Origin of the sequence: Grimontia sp. NTOU-MAR1 (assembly GCF_035758505.1) — a bacterium.
Classification (GTDB): domain Bacteria; phylum Pseudomonadota; class Gammaproteobacteria; order Enterobacterales; family Vibrionaceae; genus Enterovibrio; species Enterovibrio marinus.
The window spans coordinates 1,087,584-1,105,527 of the sequence record NZ_CP142108.1 but is presented as its reverse complement, the minus strand read 5'-3'; the positions used below and the strand labels follow the sequence as shown (position 1 = coordinate 1,105,527).

Annotated in this window: 13 protein-coding genes; 7 read left to right on the top strand and 6 right to left on the bottom strand. The window is 46.2% G+C overall.

Annotation, left to right across the window (positions count from 1 at the left end; translation table 11 throughout):
• Position 1: 1 nt before the first annotated feature.
• The 4 genes from VP504_RS05050 to VP504_RS05035 form a co-directional block, all read right to left on the bottom strand.
• Positions 2-1,240 (bottom strand): HlyD family efflux transporter periplasmic adaptor subunit, encoded by a 1,239-nt coding sequence (locus VP504_RS05050; protein ID WP_325893242.1) that lies wholly within the window; start codon positions 1,238-1,240, stop codon positions 2-4.
• A gap of 69 nt (positions 1,241-1,309) precedes the next feature.
• Positions 1,310-2,296 (bottom strand): MvdC/MvdD family ATP grasp protein, encoded by a 987-nt coding sequence (locus VP504_RS05045; RefSeq protein ID WP_325893241.1) that lies wholly within the window; start codon positions 2,294-2,296, stop codon positions 1,310-1,312.
• Positions 2,297-2,318: 22 nt separating this feature from the next.
• Positions 2,319-3,341, bottom strand: a complete 1,023-nt coding sequence (locus VP504_RS05040; protein ID WP_325893240.1) for an MvdC/MvdD family ATP grasp protein — start codon at positions 3,339-3,341, stop codon at positions 2,319-2,321.
• A 118-nt stretch (positions 3,342-3,459) separates the two neighbouring features.
• On the bottom strand, positions 3,460-3,729 hold the full coding sequence (locus tag VP504_RS05035) for a hypothetical protein (protein WP_325893239.1): 270 nt from the start codon (positions 3,727-3,729) through the stop codon (positions 3,460-3,462).
• Between the two features lie 804 nt (positions 3,730-4,533).
• On the opposite strand from VP504_RS05035, the gene VP504_RS05030 reads away from it, so the two are divergent.
• From VP504_RS05030 to VP504_RS05015, 4 genes are all read left to right on the top strand, one after another.
• On the top strand, positions 4,534-7,437 hold the full coding sequence (locus tag VP504_RS05030; RefSeq protein ID WP_325893238.1) for a pyridoxal phosphate-dependent class III aminotransferase: 2,904 nt from the start codon (positions 4,534-4,536) through the stop codon (positions 7,435-7,437).
• Positions 7,438-7,483: 46 nt separating this feature from the next.
• Positions 7,484-8,728: a carboxynorspermidine synthase gene (locus tag VP504_RS05025; protein WP_325893237.1), complete on the top strand. Its 1,245-nt coding sequence runs from the start codon at positions 7,484-7,486 to the stop codon at positions 8,726-8,728.
• Positions 8,729-8,793: 65 nt separating this feature from the next.
• The gene (gene nspC, locus VP504_RS05020) at positions 8,794-9,927 is read left to right on the top strand and encodes a carboxynorspermidine decarboxylase (protein ID WP_325893236.1); all 1,134 of its coding nucleotides are present in this window, start codon (positions 8,794-8,796) and stop codon (positions 9,925-9,927) included.
• Positions 9,928-10,115: 188 nt separating this feature from the next.
• The gene (locus VP504_RS05015) at positions 10,116-10,349 is read left to right on the top strand and encodes a hypothetical protein (protein WP_325893235.1); all 234 of its coding nucleotides are present in this window, start codon (positions 10,116-10,118) and stop codon (positions 10,347-10,349) included.
• Here VP504_RS05015 and VP504_RS05010 read toward each other — a convergent pair whose 3' ends face one another.
• Complete coding sequence (locus VP504_RS05010) at positions 10,350-11,054, bottom strand: DNA alkylation repair protein (RefSeq protein ID WP_325893234.1); 705 nt, start codon at positions 11,052-11,054, stop codon at positions 10,350-10,352.
• 368 nt (positions 11,055-11,422) lie between these two features.
• Between VP504_RS05010 and VP504_RS05005 the strand changes: the two genes are divergently transcribed.
• The 3 genes from VP504_RS05005 to VP504_RS04995 all read left to right on the top strand — a co-directional run bounded on the left by VP504_RS05005 (position 11,423) and on the right by VP504_RS04995 (position 16,221).
• Positions 11,423-12,880 carry a chitinase gene (locus VP504_RS05005; RefSeq protein WP_325893233.1) on the top strand — a complete coding sequence of 486 codons (1,458 nt, stop codon included), beginning with the start codon at positions 11,423-11,425 and terminating at the stop codon, positions 12,878-12,880.
• 491 nt (positions 12,881-13,371) lie between these two features.
• Positions 13,372-14,832: a chitinase gene (locus VP504_RS05000; RefSeq protein WP_325893232.1), complete on the top strand. Its 1,461-nt coding sequence runs from the start codon at positions 13,372-13,374 to the stop codon at positions 14,830-14,832.
• Positions 14,833-15,177: 345 nt separating this feature from the next.
• On the top strand, positions 15,178-16,221 hold the full coding sequence (locus tag VP504_RS04995) for a GMP reductase (RefSeq protein ID WP_325893231.1): 1,044 nt from the start codon (positions 15,178-15,180) through the stop codon (positions 16,219-16,221).
• A gap of 387 nt (positions 16,222-16,608) precedes the next feature.
• Here VP504_RS04995 and VP504_RS04990 read toward each other — a convergent pair whose 3' ends face one another.
• Positions 16,609-17,853, bottom strand: coding sequence for an NAD(P)/FAD-dependent oxidoreductase (locus VP504_RS04990; protein WP_325893230.1), 1,245 nt, complete (start codon positions 17,851-17,853; stop codon positions 16,609-16,611).
• Positions 17,854-17,944: the final 91 nt, after the last annotated feature.

The window sequence follows — 17,944 nt, the reverse complement described above, 5'->3', positions numbered from 1 at the left end:
ATCAAATCTTTCCTAATAGTCCATAGACGGGTTCAAGGATCCAACCCATAATGCTTCGGCTTTCCAATAATATGTCTGCCTCCAGCAGCATGCCGTTTTTAAGCGGAATAGTTGAACCTTTAAAGTCGATATGCTCCTTGTCAAGAGATACGCGTATACGATAAACCGGCTCATTAATTGGTAGGGGAGATTCTCCTTGCTGCAGAAGTACAGTACCAATATGTGAAACTTTCCCGCTTAAATAACCAAACCTTTGGTATGGGAAAGCTTCCAACCTGAGCTTGACTAAATCCTCTTTCTTAACAAATCCTGCTGACCGAGTTGGCAAAAAAAGTTCAGCGATCAGCTTTGCGTTTTCAGGAATTAGACTCAACAACAAATCATTATCTTGAACCGTTTCTCCAGTTACGACGTTTATCCCTGTAGCCTTTCCTTTTTCATTAGCGGTCAATACATGGATAGCATTCCCCTGTGCTTGGCTGAGCTGCTGCCGAATCGAAGACTTCTGCTGCTCTAATTCCAAAACGTTCAACTGATGTTGCTTGGGAAGAATAGTCAAATCAGACTGCAATGTATTTCGAGCCTTTCGCAAATCCAGCTCATTAGCTATCACTCTCTCTTTCTGGGCTTTGATTTCAATTAAAGTTTCTTTTTGAGATTGAAGGTCCAGAGCGGAAAGATGCCCTTCTCTGTGTAGCTTCAGATGCTGCGCCTCTCGTTCGAGCTGAAGTTGGTATTTTTCATTGATCAGTGACTGCTGACTTTCAATAGCAGAAAGTTGGCGCTCGATATCGGAAACGAGTAAATTCTGTTTTTCCATTTGCTGGACATGCAAGGTATTTTGATACTCAATTTCTTTGTTGATGTACTGATATTGCTTTTCAAATTCTTTAACAATCGTTTGATTGAGATCGAGTCCATTCTCTAGTTTGCTTCTCGAGATAATAGTGACCAGAGGTTGGCCTTTCTCGACCTCTTGTCCCTCCATGATGTGAACAGTTTCAACGATGCCTTTACGTTGAGAAAAAGATTTAATAATACCTCTATCTGGCAAAATGTAACCTTGAACAGTCTCTTTACGGCTGTACTCTGCATAATTAAGAAACAACACAAGTAAGCTGAGTGAAATAAACAAAATGGCTACGATAAGAGAAATAGACAAGGGTTGTGTAAGCAACACATCGCCATGGAGTCGTTGTTTTTGTGCGTCAATAACAGATTGACGATACAGCTGGCTCAATAGTGATCTCCAATGGTATACAAGCCCGACCTGGGACTGAACTCGGGCATAAGCACAATAAGCTTTTGGTTAGCGCCCAGCTGATACTAGGTTATTTGCAATAGCCTCACAGATCCCAAGCTCTTGGTATACGTCCATCCAGTAAAACTCACCGCACGGATTTATCTCAAGAAATTTGTAAGCTCCATCAGGCGTTAATATGATGTCTGCCGCGCCATAATTGAGATTCAACTTTTTGGCAAGCGTGACCAATTTGTCAGCTTCTTCTTTTGGTAATTTATAAGGTTGCCATTTATCGAGAGTGTACATACCTCTTTTACGCCAATCAGTTTCCATGCCTTTCATAATGTCAGGGTCAATGGAGGCACAGAATACTTGGTTACCAACGACGGTTGCTCTAAGCTCAACTTCTTTTTCTATATGCTCCTGAAATACCATTGGACAGAGGTTTAATTCTTCTAATTTATCAAGGTGTTCCTCTGTGACCTTATTGGTAAATACCACCTGCTCAACATCTTCATGCCATATTGAAAAGGCAGTCTGCATTTTGGTGATAATTCTCCCCTTATTATCAGTAAAAAATTGGCGAACCGCATCTGGTGAGTTACTGGTTAACGTGTTCGGTAAATCTAAACCCACTTTGCGAGCTAACATTAGTTGATATTCTTTATTTGATGCATGCTTTACATCCCAATAATCGTCGAGTTTGAAACACTGCAAGCTATCTAAAAAGCCAAGTATAGTTCGCTTACTCTCCTCTATTGACGGTTGTTTCAACTGAATGTCCATATCCGCAGGTAGTCCTTTGGCAGGGTAGAAACGACGATACCAAACTGCCATTATTTCACTGCTTTGTACTACTTCACCCGTTTCCGTGTTTAACACGCTTATATTACCACCGTTAAGCTGGTGACTTGCAATTTGAACTTCTGTTGGAAAAAGATCAGTATTAAATCGGATTGGAATGGCGCCCAAAGTGCGTAAGTGCTCAGAAACTGTATCAATACTCGGGTTATCTTTTGAGTGGGTAATAATAAGTACTTTGTTTTTAGTCATGCTTCTTTCAGCCTGTCTTTTACTAATTGCTATATTTAATGAGCGTTTGGGCGATGTGCTCCGAAATAGGTAAGCCCAGCTCTGCCTCTAACATTCCCCATTCTCCTGCCGGGTTTACTTCAAGGAAATGATATTTGTTCTCTATATCCAATATGATATCGATAGCACCAAACTTTAAATTCATAGAAGCCATGAAGATGCGAAGTTTTCGTATCAGGTCTTCGGGAATATCAACATGTTTCCAGTTTGAAGTCGTAGGGGGAGCTTTACGCCAGTCGAGTAACTCCTTGTCATCTTCACTACTAAGATTCACTTGAGCAGGGAATAAATGTCCATCAATATATGCGATTCGCAACTCCGTTTGCTTTTTGACTCTTTTTTGGAAAATCATTGGTGAAAAACGCAATGAGGAAAGATCTTTGAGGTGCTCCTCTGTGACCTTCGAGGTATAGACAAAGGCGGGTGGCTTTCCCATAGATACAGTTAGAGCCGTGTGCATTTTTGCTACAATATCACCGTCGCACTGTTTGTAGAATTCCTTCACTTGATTGGGAATGTTAGTAAATAATGTCGCCGGAATATCGAGACCAGCTTTTTTAGCCAGTTTAAGCTGAAGCCACTTATTTTCACTGGCCATTTGTATATTGGGGTGATCAAGCCAAAACACGTCACCTAAGCTGCACAACAAAGCGCACTTAATGCTCTCTGACTCACGAGTTGCCTGTGCTAATATTTCCCCCTCTAGTGCCGAAGATAAATCACTCACTACATTTTTTCTATGCCATATAGCACCAATATTAGACTCATCAATCAACCAATCTTTTGTCGATATAATTGTATCGACATCACTTTGAACGAATACGTTCTCTGAGTTAAAATCAGATTGTCTTATGCTTCCACCGATTTGAACATGTAGGGGAAACTGATCGCTGTTTAAACGGATTCCTTCTATACCCGCTGAATTCAGATGTTCTATTACCCATTCAACCGGAAAGGTGTCCTGTGAGTGCGTGATGCACAGGATACTTTTTTTGGAGTTATGCATATTATTCTTTCAATATCACCCCCAATAATTGGGGGTGATAACTTAGAGACAAAATCTTGATATATAGATAGGAATAGCAGTCTATATTAATTAAGTCTGATTTTTATATTAGCTCAGATTAGCTTAGCGGAGGCAACGCAGGCAACTCGTCCGTTGGAAAGAAAAAACCTTCATCGTCATCAGACGGAGCTTTACGTGTTGCAATTTCGTTAGGAAAGATCCATCCGCCAGAAATCTGGTTCGCTTCTTCTTTAGTAATAGTGTCTGCTTCAATAAAGTTACTAAAAAAAGGGGTATTTTTATCCATTTGTTTTCTTCCTATAAAATTAAATTTTAGAACCAATTGTTTGGTTATTTTTTGAACATTAACCCGTCGACGAATTTGCATTCCTGCTGTTCATTTTTAGGTTTAACATAGAAAAAATATTTAATGAATACCCAATATTTATAATCTTAAAAATGTTACATGAGAGAATGATAAAAACTTACTTTCATAACTTTTATGAAAATAGCAACTTATTTTTTTCCTATTATTTTCTTATTTTTTTGCTCATCGATGATCTCTGTGGAACGCTGCTTTCACTTTCAAGAAAAAGTACTCGACACTCCAAATGTAACAAATGTAAATGGGTTACCTATTTTTCACTTATTTGAAAAAAACGCTTGAGTTCAAAAAAGTGGCTATGTTACCGTTCGCGGCAATCTCGAACGTAGAGCTTTTCGGGACACACGTGGCGCAATGTTGAAGAAGTTGTCGTCGCACCGTAGGTACTAGGAAATGGTTTCCTAGTAGAAGGGCATTAATAGAGCTGTCTGACTTCAACGAAGTCGGGGCATATTGAGGAACCCAACAGTGATTATGTATTACCTCCACTTCAGCTTCGTTTTACCAAACTGCAGTATTATTACTGAGCCTTGATCTACCCGATCAAAAGAGACGCTTTCCAAACGTTTTAAAGCTGTTCCCCCACGACTCGATCGTGATGCTTTGCCGTCTTTGTTTTAGCGCGCTCGAACACACTATGGTTTCCGCCGATATCGCATGACGTGATTCTGCGGGTATTTCCCGAACTTTCGGGGGTGTGCTCCACGACTCATCTGCTGAATTCCTCTTAACACAAGATTTGTGCGAAGGGACTGCTGCACGCAAATTCTGCAGAGCGAGGGTGGTGAACATGGAAGATCAACAACAATGATTAACTTTCCTACAGAAACGCAGGACATGCTGGCGACGAGCCCTGTCCCTGTTTTAAAAGGCCTTCACGACCTGACACCAGACGAACTATTGCTGAGTCAGGAGCATTACGAATCTGAGGTTCGTTCTTATCCTCGCCGCTTGCCAGTTGCCATTGCAAAAGCGAATGGTGCACTGGTCGAAGACAGCCGCGGTCAGATTTATCTGGACTGCCTCGCAGGCGCGGGGACTCTGGCACTTGGCTATAACCATCCTGAAATCAATCAGGCTTTGATTGAACAGCTTCACGCTGGCATTCCCTATCAAACGCTGGATATTACGACGCCAGCGAAAGATGCATTCATTCGTGAGCTGATGGCGTTTCTTCCTCAAGACTTTGCTGAAAATGCGAAGGTCCAGTTCTGTGGTCCTTCGGGTGCTGACGCCGTTGAAGCGGCAATTAAACTCGCCAAACAAACCACTGGCCGTAACACCATTGCCGCGTTCCACGGTGCTTACCATGGCATGACCAACGGTACCATGGCGCTGATGGGTAACCTTGGCACCAAAGCACGTCGTCAGGGTTTGATGGCAGATGTTCATTTCCTGCCTTTCCCATACGATCTACGTTGCCCATATGGCCTTCATGGCGAACAAGGTGCGCGTCAGGGCTTGCGTTACATTGAACGTATGCTGGCTGATGACGAAAGTGGTGTGCAGAAACCTGCTGCCATTATCGTTGAGCCAGTGCAAGGCGAGGGTGGAGTCATCCCCGCGCCAGCGTTCTGGTTGAAAGAACTGCGCCGTATTACCCAAGAGCACGGCATTCTGCTGATTTTCGATGAAATCCAATGTGGTATCGGTAAAACTGGCTCCCACTTTGCGTTTGAAGATGCAGGCATCACACCAGACATTCTTTGTCTTTCTAAAGCAGTTGGTGGCGGTTTGCCAATGTCGCTGTTGGTGTTCGACAAAGAAATCGACACCTGGCGTCCGGGTGAGCACACTGGTACTTTCCGCGGTAATCAACTTGCGATGGTATCCGGTGCGAAAGCGATGGAAATCATCCGTCGTGACAACCTGGCAAACCAAGCTGCAGTTTCAGGTGAATACCTTCGCCGAGGCCTTGAGAAAATTGCTGAGAAAACGACTTGTATCGCGGAAGTTCGTGGCAAAGGCTTGATGCTGGGTGTTGAGATTTGCGACCCAGAAGGCACCAAGAATAAATTTGGCGAACCTCAATCGGCCCCAGAACTGACGGTTGCTATTCAGCGAGCGGCACTTGAGCGCGGATTGATCATTGAAAAAGGTGGACGCGAAGGCTCAGTGCTGCGCTTCCTGCCGCCAATCATCATCACTTTTGAGCAAATCGACTTCGCGCTGAAAGCGCTGGAAGAGGCGATTGACTCACTGGTTGAACCAAAACCTGTTTCTCAGCCGATGGACAGCATCCAGCAAAGCTGGCGCGAGCACTTTATCCATGTTGGCAAGCAGGGTGCTGACGGTTTTGAATCCGCCATGAACCAAAGCACGCTGGCGCTCAAAAAACTGTTCGAATCCACTGAGTCGCCATACAGCGGTCTCGACCCAATGGTGCTGCAATCGCAAATCCGCCGCGCGCAATTGGGCGAAAACCCTCAGTCGCTGACGGATGTGATTGATGAGACGACGGACTTGATCGGTAAGAATTCCATCATTGTTCAGCATCCTCATTGCATCGCGCACTTACATACGCCGCCAATGCTGCCTGCTGTGGCTGCAGAAGCCTTTATCACTGCGCTGAACCAGTCTATGGACTCTTGGGATCAGGCAAGTGCTGCGACCTTTGTAGAGCAAGAAGTCACTGACTGGCTTTGCAAGCGTTTTGGCTTTGATGAGCAATCAGACGGTGTGTTCACCAGCGGTGGTACCCAAAGCAACCTGATGGGTCTGCTGATGGCGCGTGACCACATCATCAAGCAAATCAGCGGTCATGATGTGCAGAAAGATGGTTTGCCGGAATACGCCGACAAGCTTCGCGTGATTTGCTCGAAGAACTCCCACTTCACTATGCAGAAATCAGCGTCATTGCTGGGTCTGGGTGAAAATGCAGTCGTCTGCGTCGATACCTACACCGATGGCACCATCAGCATCGAATCAGCAGAAGAAGCGGTGACATCGCTAAAAGCTGAAGGTTTGATTCCGTTTGTGATCACTGGAACCGCAGGTACCACGGATAACGGATCTATCGATGATCTGGATGATGTTGCGGATCTTGCTGAAAAGCATGGTCTTTGGATGCACGTAGATGCGGCATATGGCGGTGCGTTGATCCTGAGTCGCCACCACGCACGTCTTGAAGGTATTGAACGTGCTGATTCCGTGACTGTCGATTTCCACAAAATGTTCTTCCAGCCAATCAGCTGTGGCGCAGTGCTGCTGAAAGATAAAGCGCACTTTGGCTATATTCGCCATCACGCCGATTACCTCAACCGTGAAGAAGATGTGCTGCCGAATCTGGTGGACAAATCTATCGCCACTACACGTCGCTTTGATGCCCTGAAAGTCTGGATGACGCTGCAAAACGTTGGCCCACAGGCGCTCGGCTCTATGGTTGATCACCTCCTGAACCAAACGCAGCAAGTTGCGGATATGGTGAATCACCGCCCAGACTTCGAGCTTCTGGCTGTACCTTGTCTGTCCACCGTGTTGTTCCGCTACACAGGTTCAAATAAGTCTTTGGATCTGGATGCCCTCAACAAGCAAATCCGTTTGGATGGCTTAGTACAGGGTCGCGCTGTGGTCGGAGAAACCGTGGTTGATGGTGACATTGCGCTGAAATTTACGCTGCTCAACCCATGCCTGTCACTGGCAGATTTTGAGCAACTACTCACTGAACTTGAAACGCTGGGCGGCGAAATCGTCAAACAGTCTTCACTCTGATTTTTTTGCCGGGCATTTGAACCGGTAGTTTTGAAAGGAATTTAACATGGCAGTTTTACAAATTGGTGCAGGTGGTGTTGGTTGGGTTATTGCGCATAAAGCAGCGCAGAACAACGATGTGTTTGGCGACTACACCATTGCTTCCCGCACTGTGGGTAAATGTGAAGCGATCATTGAATCTATTAAAGGTCGTAACAACCAGAAAGATTCCAGCTACAAGCTGGAATCACGAGCGGTTGATGCTGATGACGTGGAAGCGCTGGTTGCACTGATCAATGAAGTGAAGCCGGATCTGGTTATCAATGCGGGTCCTCCATGGGTCAACATGACCATCATGGAAGCGTGCTACCAGACCAAAACGTCTTACCTCGATACCTCTGTTGCTGTTGACCTGTGTTCTGAAGGTCAGCAGGTGCCACAAGCTTATGACTGGCAGTGGGGCTACCGCGAGAAATTCGAAGAAGCAGGCATCACGGGTATTCTGGGTGCAGGCTTCGATCCAGGCGTAGTGAGTGTTTTTGCTGCTTACGCATACAAGCACTTGTTTGACGAAATCGACACCATTGACGTGATGGACGTGAATGCCGGTGACCACGGCAAAAAGTTCGCGACCAACTTTGACCCAGAAACCAACATGCTGGAAATCCAAGGTGATTCTTTCTACTGGGAACAGGGTGAGTGGAAGCAAGTGGGTTGTCACACCCGCATGATGGAATTTGATTTCCCTCTGGTTGGCAGTCACAAAGTTTACTCAATGGCGCATGACGAAGTGCGCTCTCTGAAAGAGTTTATTCCCGCTAAACGTATTGAGTTCTGGATGGGCTTTGGCGACCGTTACCTGAACTACTTTAACTGCATGCGCGATATTGGTCTTCTTAGCCCAGACCCAATCACTCTGGGTGATGGCACAGTGGTTGAGCCATTGAAAGTGCTGAAAGCGCTACTGCCAGACCCAACATCTCTGGCACCGGGTTACACAGGTAAAACCTGTATCGGTACCTGGGTTCAGGGTAAGAAAGACGGCAAGCAGCGCAGCGTATTTGTATACAACAATGCTGACCACGAAGTGGCTTATAAAGACGTTGAACACCAAGCGATTGCTTACACTACCGGTGTTCCTGCCATCACTGCAGCGCTGCTTTACTTCAAAGGCGAGTGGAATGGCAAAGGCGTATTCAACATGGAACAGTTGGACCCAGATCCATTCCTGGAGCTGATGCCATCAATTGGTCTGGACTGGGGCGTTGAAGAACTGTCACCAAGCGAGCCAGTTATCAACATCCTGAAATAAGCGCGACTTAAGTAAATGCCTGCATGACAGTTTCTGTTATGCAGGCTTTTCTGTAGAGAAAGACCATGAATCCAACAGAATTAAAAACCCCTTATTTTCTGATTGAAGAAGATAAGTTGATTGAAAACCTCGAGAAAGCGAAACTCCTGAAAGAGCTCTCTGGCGTTAAGCTGGTACTGGCACTGAAATGCTTCTCTACCTGGGGTGTTTTCGACATCATCAAGCCGTACCTAGATGGCACGACCAGCAGTGGTCCTTTTGAAGTGAAATTGGGCCACGAAACCTTTGGTGGCGAAACCCACGCTTATAGCGTTGGTTACAGCGAAGATGACGTGCGTGAAGTGGCGGATATCTGCGACAAAATGATCTTCAACAGCCAATCTCAGCTGACAGCTTATCGCCACCTGGTAGAAGGAAAAGCGTCGATTGGCCTTCGCTTGAACCCTGGTGTGAGCTATGCGGGTCAGGATCTGGCGAACCCTGCGCGTAAGTTCTCCCGTCTGGGCGTTCATTTCGATAAGATTGATCCAGAGATTTTTGCGTCACTCAATGGCGTGATGTTCCATATGAACTGCGAGAACAAAGACGTCGACGCCTTTGTCGGCTTGCTTGATGCCATCTCAGAAAAGTTCGGTAGCTACCTCGACAAATTAGAGTGGGTGAGTCTCGGTGGTGGTGTCTTCTTTACCTGGCCAGGATACAACATTGAAAAACTGGCAGCTGCACTGAAAGCGTTCGGTGAGCGCCATGGTGTGCAGCTTTATCTGGAACCGGGCGAAGCCATCATCACTAAAACGACCGACCTAGTTGTTACCGTGGTGGATATCGTCGAAAACGAGATGAAAACAGCGATTGTAGATAGCGCGACGGAAGCTCATCGACTGGACACGCTCATCTACAACGAACCTGCGTCGATTGGTGAAGCCAGCGAGAATGGCGAGCACACATATGTCATTGGCAGTTGCTCTTGTCTAGCGGGTGATCAGTTCTGCGTGGCGAGTTTTGACGAACCACTTAAAGTGGGTCAGCGTCTGCACATTCTTGATAGTGCTGGCTACACCATGGTGAAACTGAACTGGTTTAACGGCCTTCGCATGCCATCGGTTTATTGCCAACGCAGCAATGGTGATATCCAATTACTGAACGAATTTGATTATCAGGATTTCAAGCGCACTTTGTCACAGTGGTCAGTGAGCTGATTTAAACTTAAATGTAAGGGAGTTTCGGCTCCCTTTTTAATACTCGTTTCTTCTGATTTTATGAATTGTGTCAGAGTGTTAGCTTTTATTGCTTGGAAATTGCACTGAAACTGACTAATGATCCGACCATTACGGGGATTTATCGAAATACGCTGAGTGATTGGTGTGTTGGCTCAGGAGGAGCAAAAATGGACGCACTGCTATTTGTCATCATCATTGTTGCGCTGGTTGTTGGAACGCGGACACTGAAAAGCTACTTTGCCTACCGGGCACAGTTGCGTGAATTCGAAGCGAACAAAGTCGCAGAGAGCTCAGGGGAGCTGGTCGCTGAAATTGATGCGCTTAAAAACCGCATTGAAGTGCTTGAAAAGCTGGTGACCGATCAAGGTTATGAGCTGGATAAGAAAATCCGCGCACTGTAATCACTTCACGGCCAAATAGTGCTTTCTTTCCTCCGTAGACATTTTTTCAATGGCATAGCGCAGCATGGTTCTTGGCATTTCTGGACCATGCCTGTCGAGAAAAGTGCGTAGCAGGGGAAGGTCTCTTTTCCCGATCTCCCTCAGCATCCAGCCACACATTTTGTGGATCAAATCTTCTTTATCTTGAAGCAGCTTTTCCGCAAGTTTGATGGTGTCGTCAAACTGGTTTTTCCGTATGAAAGGGAAGGTAGCCATCATTGCTATCCGTCGTTCCCATAGGCTGCTTGATTCAGCCAGCGAGTAGAGAATGTCCCGCTTTTTATTGGTGAGGTAACCGCCGACAATATGGTGTGCGGAGCTGTCGACCAGATCCCAGTTATTAATAAGATGGGTTCGTGAAAGATAGAAATCAAAAATGACTTTTTGTTGTTCTGCGTTGGCTTTCTTATATTGCTCAGACAGAATCACCAAAGCAAGCAGTCTGATTTCATGCCATTCGCTTTCCAGCAGTACTGAAATTGTCTTGAGAGAGACTGACTTATAATGCTTAGCGAGCTGTCTGACAACGGGCACTCTAATACCAATGAACTTATCACCTTCACCATATTCTCCGGGACCAGATTTAAAGAACCTACCTGAATGTTCGGCGATCTTGGCGTCGCCTAATTGTTGTGCCTCAGCAATGATACGTTGCGCGTCAGTCATATCCTTCCCTCCAGAGAAGAAATTATAAACATGAAGTAGCTAGCTTACTGATTAAAATGAATATTTCGTTCGAAAAGATGACTTGACTTCGGATTTTTTAAACATACGAATACTGCATTGAACTTGCTTCACTTCAAAAATTAACCCTACAACAAACCATGTTTTATCAATATTTAGTCAGGTTGCATCCAGTCTGACATTTCTTTGCTGGATACTTGTCGAGTCTTTTATCTCTTGATGCATATATTTGATGTGGTAGCTAAATTCGCTTTCCGTAAATGATTTGCGGAGCGAGAAAATCGCCAAATACCAAAGAAGTAGAAGTGAAATAGCTTGCCAATCATTCATTTTGATAAGGACTTTAGAAGATGAAACAGACCGCTTTTCTCAGTGCGATGATAGCTGCAACACTTGCCGCCCCAGGGGCAGTAGCAATGAATCCTGAGCCTGATCCACAAAATCCAGAGGGTTTCATTGTCACCCGTGCAGAAGTGCATGCGGCCGAGACGGCAAAAACGCAAGACCCGATGTATACCATTTGGGCACAGGCACTGCGTACGCGCACCAACGGTGTTGTTGAAGCGATTTTTCCGGGGGAGGCTACTAACCCTGAGAACGTCAAACGTGTTGAGCGTGTGTTCCCACAAACAGACTGGCATTTCCTGACTCAAATGGCAGCGCCAGAATATACCTATACCCGATTCCTGCGTGCGATTGGCAAGTTCCCTGCGTTCTGTGGTGAATACACAGATGGCCGTGATTCTGATGCTATTTGTAGGAAGTCGATCGTGACTGCGTTTGCGCACTTTGCTCAGGAAACAGGTGGTCATATTGCAAAAGACAACCATTGGGATAACCCACAAGGTTTGGAAGAGTGGCAGCAGGCGCTTGTCCATGTCCGCGAAATGGGCTGGTCAGAGGGGCAGGAAGGTTACACGACTGGCTGCGGGCAGAATGACTGGCAAAACAAACGCTGGCCTTGTGCAGCGGGTCAGGGCTACTTTGGTCGAGGTGCAAAGCAGCTTTCTTACCATTTTAACTACGGCGCATTTTCAGAAGTGATGTACGCGGGTGATGCAACCAAGCTGCTCGACGAGCCTGGCCTCGTGGCTGATTCCTGGCTGAATCTTGCTTCCGCGATCTGGTTTTTCCTTACACCACAAGCACCTAAACCTGCGATGTTGCATGTGATTGACCGAACATGGGTGCCTTCACAGCGAGAGTTGGATGCGGGGATTGGCTACGGGTTTGGTACCACAATCAACATCATCAATGGTGGGATTGAGTGTGGTGAGCAGAACAAAGACAAGGGTCAGCCAGTTAACCGGATTCGATACTGGGAAGGGCTCGCGAAACATTTCAATATCCCAATCGAAGCGGATGAAACGAATACCTGTTGGCAACAACTGCCTTATGGCAGCCTTAACCTGCAAGGTGCAACAGATGTGCTTTATACCAACTGGGATGGCAACTGGAAGTACTTCGCAGACCGCCCGGGTGGTTACTCTTTCGAATGTGAGTTGGTGGGTTACCAAACGGCGTATTCTGCGCTGGTTGAAGGTGACTACGAGAAGTGTGTGACAAACTTCTATGAATCCCACACAGGTTGGCCAGCAGTGCGTGTTGTTGATGTCATTGATACTGACCCTGGTGATGGCTCCAATCCTGGCGATGGTGATACACCAAACGATACCTGGAGTGAAACAGCGGTATATCTAGCAGGTGATCGTGTCACGGTTAACGGAGTGATCTATGAAGCGCGATACTGGACTCAGGGTGACAACCCGGAATCAGGTACACAATGGGGACCTTGGAAAAAAGTCTGATAAACCGTAAAAGCTGATTGCTAAAACAACAAACAGGCTGTGCTCTTAATTCGTTACAGAGCACAGCTTTTTTGGCACGACCCGGTGGCGCAAAAAATGTGTGCTTCTCGGAGTGTTAATATAAATATGAAGCCTATCGCAGAATAATCGTTTAATTTTATGTCTAGAAAGCAGTGCATTCTGTTGTGTATTTTTATTGAGAATATGCTCACCATCAAATAATCACTCCGCAACATACTCTCTTGTCTCATAACTCGTCGGCGCATTAAGCATTCTGGTATTTCTGCCGCCGATAGTGTTCGTCTTGTGTATCAACAAATGCATATAGTTTCCCTGTTCGCGCCACATATAACGATACAAAGTGAAGGTGACTAACGTTCAGCTTTCCGAACATATTTCCAGGAAAGCGAGCAGGTACACAACGCTTAAATACCGGCGCAATCAGGAGGAGCGACGTGATGCTCCTATGTCGTTTTGATAAGGAATTTAAGATGAAACACTCGGCTTTATTTACCGCCCTGTTTGGTGCGAGCTTTCTGGCTCACAGCGCCATTACCATGGACCCAGTTCAAGATCCTGACAATCCAAACGGATTTGTTGTTTCCCAATCAGAAATTCAGGCCGCAGAAGATGCGCTGACTTTGGACCCAATGTATGACATCTGGTCCCAGGCACTTCGTACCCAGCCAAACTCAGTGGTAAATGCCATTTTACCTGGGGCAGCAACCAACCCTGATAACGTGAAACGCGTTGAGCGTGTTTTCCCGGAAACTGATTGGAACTTCCTGACCCAGATGGCAGCGCCTGAGTACACCTACACCCGCTTCCTCAAAGCAATTGGTAAGTTCCCGGCGTTCTGTGGTGATTACACCGATGGACGTGATGCTGATGCGATCTGTAAAAAGTCTATCGTCACTGCGTTTGCACACTTCTCGCAGGAAACTGGTGGTCACATCGCTGTCGACAACGTGTCTGACAATCCACTTGCGCTTGAAGAGTGGCAGCAGGCGTTGGTGCATGTTCGTGAAATGGGCTGGGCAGAAGGTCAAGAAGGTTACACCACAGGTTGTGGTCAGGACGACTGGCAAAACCGCCGTTGGCCATGTGCGACAGGTCAGGGATATTTCGGCCGTGGTGCGAAACAGCTTTCTTACCACTTTAACTACGGCATGTTCTCTGAAGTAATGTTTGATGGCGATGCCACCCGATTGCTGAACGAACCAGCACTGGTTGCGGACTCCTGGTTGAACCTGGCATCTGCGATTTGGTTCTTCCTAACACCACAAGCACCGAAGCCAGCGATGCTGCACGTTATCGATCGTACCTGGAAGCCTTCTCAACGTGAAACTGATGCGGGTATCGGTTACGGCTTCGGTACGACCATCAACATCATCAATGGTGGTATTGAGTGTGGCGAGCAAAACAAAGACAAAGGTCAGCCGGTAAACCGAATCCGTTACTGGGAGGGCTTGGCAGCGTACTATGAAATTCCAATTGAAGCAGACGAGAAAAATACCTGTTGGCAGCAAACACCATTCGGAAGCCTGAACCTGCAAGGCGCAACTGATGTGCTTTACACCAACTGGGATGGTAACTGGAAATACTATGCAGACCGTCCGGGCGGTTTCTCTTTCGAGTGTGAGCTGGTGGGCTTCCAAACGGCATACTCTGCACTTGTACCAGGCGACTACGAGAAATGTGTGACTAACTTCTATGGCTCGCACGCTAACTGGCCAACGGTGCGCGTTGTGACTGATGCAGATAAGCCGTCTACAGGTAATCCAGGTGGTGGCGGTGAGCCAGTAGACCCGAACGCATGGAGTCCAACCAAAGTTTACAACACGGGCGACCGTGTGGTGGTGGATGGTGTCACTTACGAAGCCATGTACTGGACACAGGGCGACGATCCACTTCTGAGTGAAGCATGGGGACCTTGGAAAAAGGTACTGTAAGGACTAAAAAGTCTTAAAATTAAGCCGTGTGTTTCGATAAGGAATGCACGGTTTTTCTTTTTTAATCAGCTAGATAAATGGAGTTTCTGAGGAGAGGCGGAGGTTCAAAAAGGCGCTTTTCTGAAGTTGTAATCTGACAAAAGGTACCACAAAAAAAATACAAATATCAGACTTGCTTGAAAAATTTCTGTGCCTATAATGCTGAAAACCGGAGCGTCTGCCAACGCTCCGGTTTTTTTGTGCCTGCTTTCTGGTGAAGTTTTGAACTGTCTGCCAACGGTTCAAAACATATGAAAGCAACCTGTCCGAAAGGGCAAGATGTCTCAATGAAGTAAGGAAAGACAAATGCGTATCGAACAAGACTTGAAGTTGGGTTTCAAAGATGTACTGTTTCGCCCGAAACGTTCTACCCTAAAAAGCCGCTCTCAAGTTGAATTAACCCGCGAGTTTACCTTCAAGCACAGTGGCCGTCAATGGTCAGGTGTACCTGTGATTGCAGCAAACATGGACTCAGTTGGATCCTTCGACATGGCGAAAGCGTTGGCTGAACATGGCTGTATGACCGCTGTTCACAAACACTACACAGTAGAAGATTGGGCGGCATTCGTAGCGGAAGCTGACGCTAAAGTGTTGAACAACGTGATGGTATCTACCGGTACGTCTGAAGCAGATTTCGTCAAAACTCAGGAAATCATGGCGCTGTCAGATGAGCTGATCTTCATTTGTATTGACATTGCTAACGGTTATTCAGAACACTTGGTTGAGTACGTTGAGAAAGTGCGCGCTGAGTTCCCGGACAAAGTGATCAGCGCGGGTAACGTAGTGACTGGCGACATGGTTGAAGAGCTTATCCTTGCTGGTGCAGATATCGTGAAAGTAGGTATCGGGCCTGGCTCTGTGTGCACTACCCGCGTAAAAACCGGTGTGGGTTACCCGCAACTGTCTGCCATCATTGAGTGTGCGGATGCCGCGCACGGTCTTGGCGGCCGTATCGTCGGTGATGGTGGCTGTTCATGTGCTGGTGACGTAGCAAAAGCGTTCGGTGGCGGTGCAGATTTCGTGATGCTGGGTGGTATGCTGGCTGGCCACGAAGAAAGCGGCGGCGAAGTGATTGAAAAAGACGGCAAGTCTTTCATGAAGTTCTACGGCATGTCTTCTCAATCAGCAATGGACAAGCATTCTGGTGGTGTGGCGAAATACCGAGCTGCAGAAGGTAAAACCGTTATGCTTCCTTTCCGTGGTTCAGTTCACAACACCATTGCAGATATTCTGGGTGGTGTGCGCTCAACATGCACTTATGTTGGTGCAGCGCAGCTGAAAGAACTGACTAAGCGCACAACGTTCATTCGCGTTCAAGAGCAAGAAAACAACATATTCGGTAAAGAGTAAGTTGTTTTGAAACTAAAATTGTTGAAACAATTTATGCGTTGGTTGTATCTACAAAAATGCTGAATAGAGAAACGCCACTTCCCAGGAAGTGGCGTTTCTAACTTTTCTGGGAACAGTTTTCAAGTTTTAAAAATACGGTCTATTACCTACAGATGTCTTTACTAAAACGACTATTTTGCGTAAAAATCATCCAAACTTCTGTTAGACCAGTGGTCTAGCACGTTTCTACCCTATTTGACGTTACAGTAAGCAAGCATCATCAGTCTTATTCAATAGCTTTCGACCGGTTCTCTAATGCGTAAGCGACAATGCTTGTTTCGATGATGATCACCAATGGGAAATTCACTGTCCGCTATTCGCCGCCGCAACACGCATTGGAAAAACTAGCTACTCCATTTTCGTTAACAACTCGTGCCCTTTTAGCATCATATTCCAATAAACATATGGAAAAAGGTGTGCTTTCATATTCCAGGCTGTCTTTGTGGCCATGCTGCCATCGAGTATCCAAGAAGGAAATGTTGGCTTGAGTTTTCCCCCATACCCAAATTCCGCCAGCACTACTTTCCCTTTTTCTACTGTAAGCGGGCAAGCACCATAACCATCATAAATCTCTAATTGCGGTTGATTTCCGATACGACGAATGATGTTTTCCGCAACAATCGGTGCCTGCTTTCGAACAGCAGCAGCTGTTTTCGCGTTAGGGGCACCAATGACATCGCCTATCCCCCAAATGTTGTCATAATGACGGTGGCGCAAAGAGGTATGGCTGACATCCAACCACCCGTTACTATCGGCCAAGGCACTTTCAGCAATGAATTGTGGTGCACGCTGCGGCGGGACAACATGTAAAAGATCGAATTTTACCTCGCGCATTTGGGTTTCTTGATTTTCATTGTTTGAACTGAATATGGCCGTTTTACTCTGTCCATCAACACTGACAAGCTGTGAATTAAAATGCGGGCTAGCACCATAACGTTTCATGTACGACTGAAGTGCTGGAACGAAATCAGGTACACCAAAAAGACTGGGTAATGCAGTATGAAACTGAATATTAATGTTATCCAGTAGACGGTTACGTTCCCAATAGTGAGCAGATAGATAAAGTGCTTTCTGGGGGGCACCAGCACATTTAATCGGCATTGGGGGTTGAGTGAAAACCGCTTTTCCCTTTTTGAGCTGCTTCACTGATTCCCAAGTGTAGGGTGAGAGATCAACATGGTAGTTAGACGTAACACCATTGTTGCCAAGCGTACTTTTTAACCCTTCAATTGCATCCCAATCCAGTGTTAAACCAGGGCTTACCACTAGATATTTATATTCCACTAACTTGCCGTCATCCAGCGTGACCGTGTTTTTGTCTGGTGTAAAAGCCCTGACTGCCTGTTTTATCCATTTGGCTGATTTGGGAATGACTGCTGCTGTTTCTCGCTCCGTTTGGCTGAAATCAAATACTCCCCCGCCAACAAGCGTCCAACCAGGTTGATAAAAATGGTTCTCTGATGGGTCAATGATAGTGACATTTAGCTCGCGATCACGTTTCAAAAGACTGGAGGCCACGGCGATGCCGCCAGCACCAGCACCAACGATTACTACATCATAAGTCGCCATAGCTTTGTTGGTCTGCGTTTCCATAGGATGCTCTCCACTACTGTTTTGGGAGTAGGAGAATAGCAAGGGAAACCCACCACTCAAGTTAGGAATACTAGGCATGTAGAATAGGGAA

What these genes read in the sequence shown, in the direction of transcription:
- VP504_RS05045 (WP_325893241.1), bottom strand. Translation starts at nt 2,296, where the DNA reads ATGACTAAAAACAAAGTACTTATTATTACCCACTCAAAAGATAACCCG.
- VP504_RS05040 (WP_325893240.1), bottom strand. Translation starts at nt 3,341, where the DNA reads ATGCATAACTCCAAAAAAAGTATCCTGTGCATCACGCACTCACAGGAC.
- VP504_RS05035 (WP_325893239.1), bottom strand. Translation starts at nt 3,729, where the DNA reads ATGCAAATTCGTCGACGGGTTAATGTTCAAAAAATAACCAAACAATTG.
- VP504_RS05030 (WP_325893238.1), top strand. Translation starts at nt 4,534, where the DNA reads ATGATTAACTTTCCTACAGAAACGCAGGACATGCTGGCGACGAGCCCT.
- VP504_RS05025 (WP_325893237.1), top strand. Translation starts at nt 7,484, where the DNA reads ATGGCAGTTTTACAAATTGGTGCAGGTGGTGTTGGTTGGGTTATTGCG.
- nspC (WP_325893236.1), top strand. Translation starts at nt 8,794, where the DNA reads ATGAATCCAACAGAATTAAAAACCCCTTATTTTCTGATTGAAGAAGAT.
- VP504_RS05015 (WP_325893235.1), top strand. Translation starts at nt 10,116, where the DNA reads ATGGACGCACTGCTATTTGTCATCATCATTGTTGCGCTGGTTGTTGGA.
- VP504_RS05010 (WP_325893234.1), bottom strand. Translation starts at nt 11,054, where the DNA reads ATGACTGACGCGCAACGTATCATTGCTGAGGCACAACAATTAGGCGAC.
- VP504_RS05005 (WP_325893233.1), top strand. Translation starts at nt 11,423, where the DNA reads ATGAAACAGACCGCTTTTCTCAGTGCGATGATAGCTGCAACACTTGCC.
- VP504_RS05000 (WP_325893232.1), top strand. Translation starts at nt 13,372, where the DNA reads ATGAAACACTCGGCTTTATTTACCGCCCTGTTTGGTGCGAGCTTTCTG.
- VP504_RS04995 (WP_325893231.1), top strand. Translation starts at nt 15,178, where the DNA reads ATGCGTATCGAACAAGACTTGAAGTTGGGTTTCAAAGATGTACTGTTT.
- VP504_RS04990 (WP_325893230.1), bottom strand. Translation starts at nt 17,853, where the DNA reads ATGGAAACGCAGACCAACAAAGCTATGGCGACTTATGATGTAGTAATC.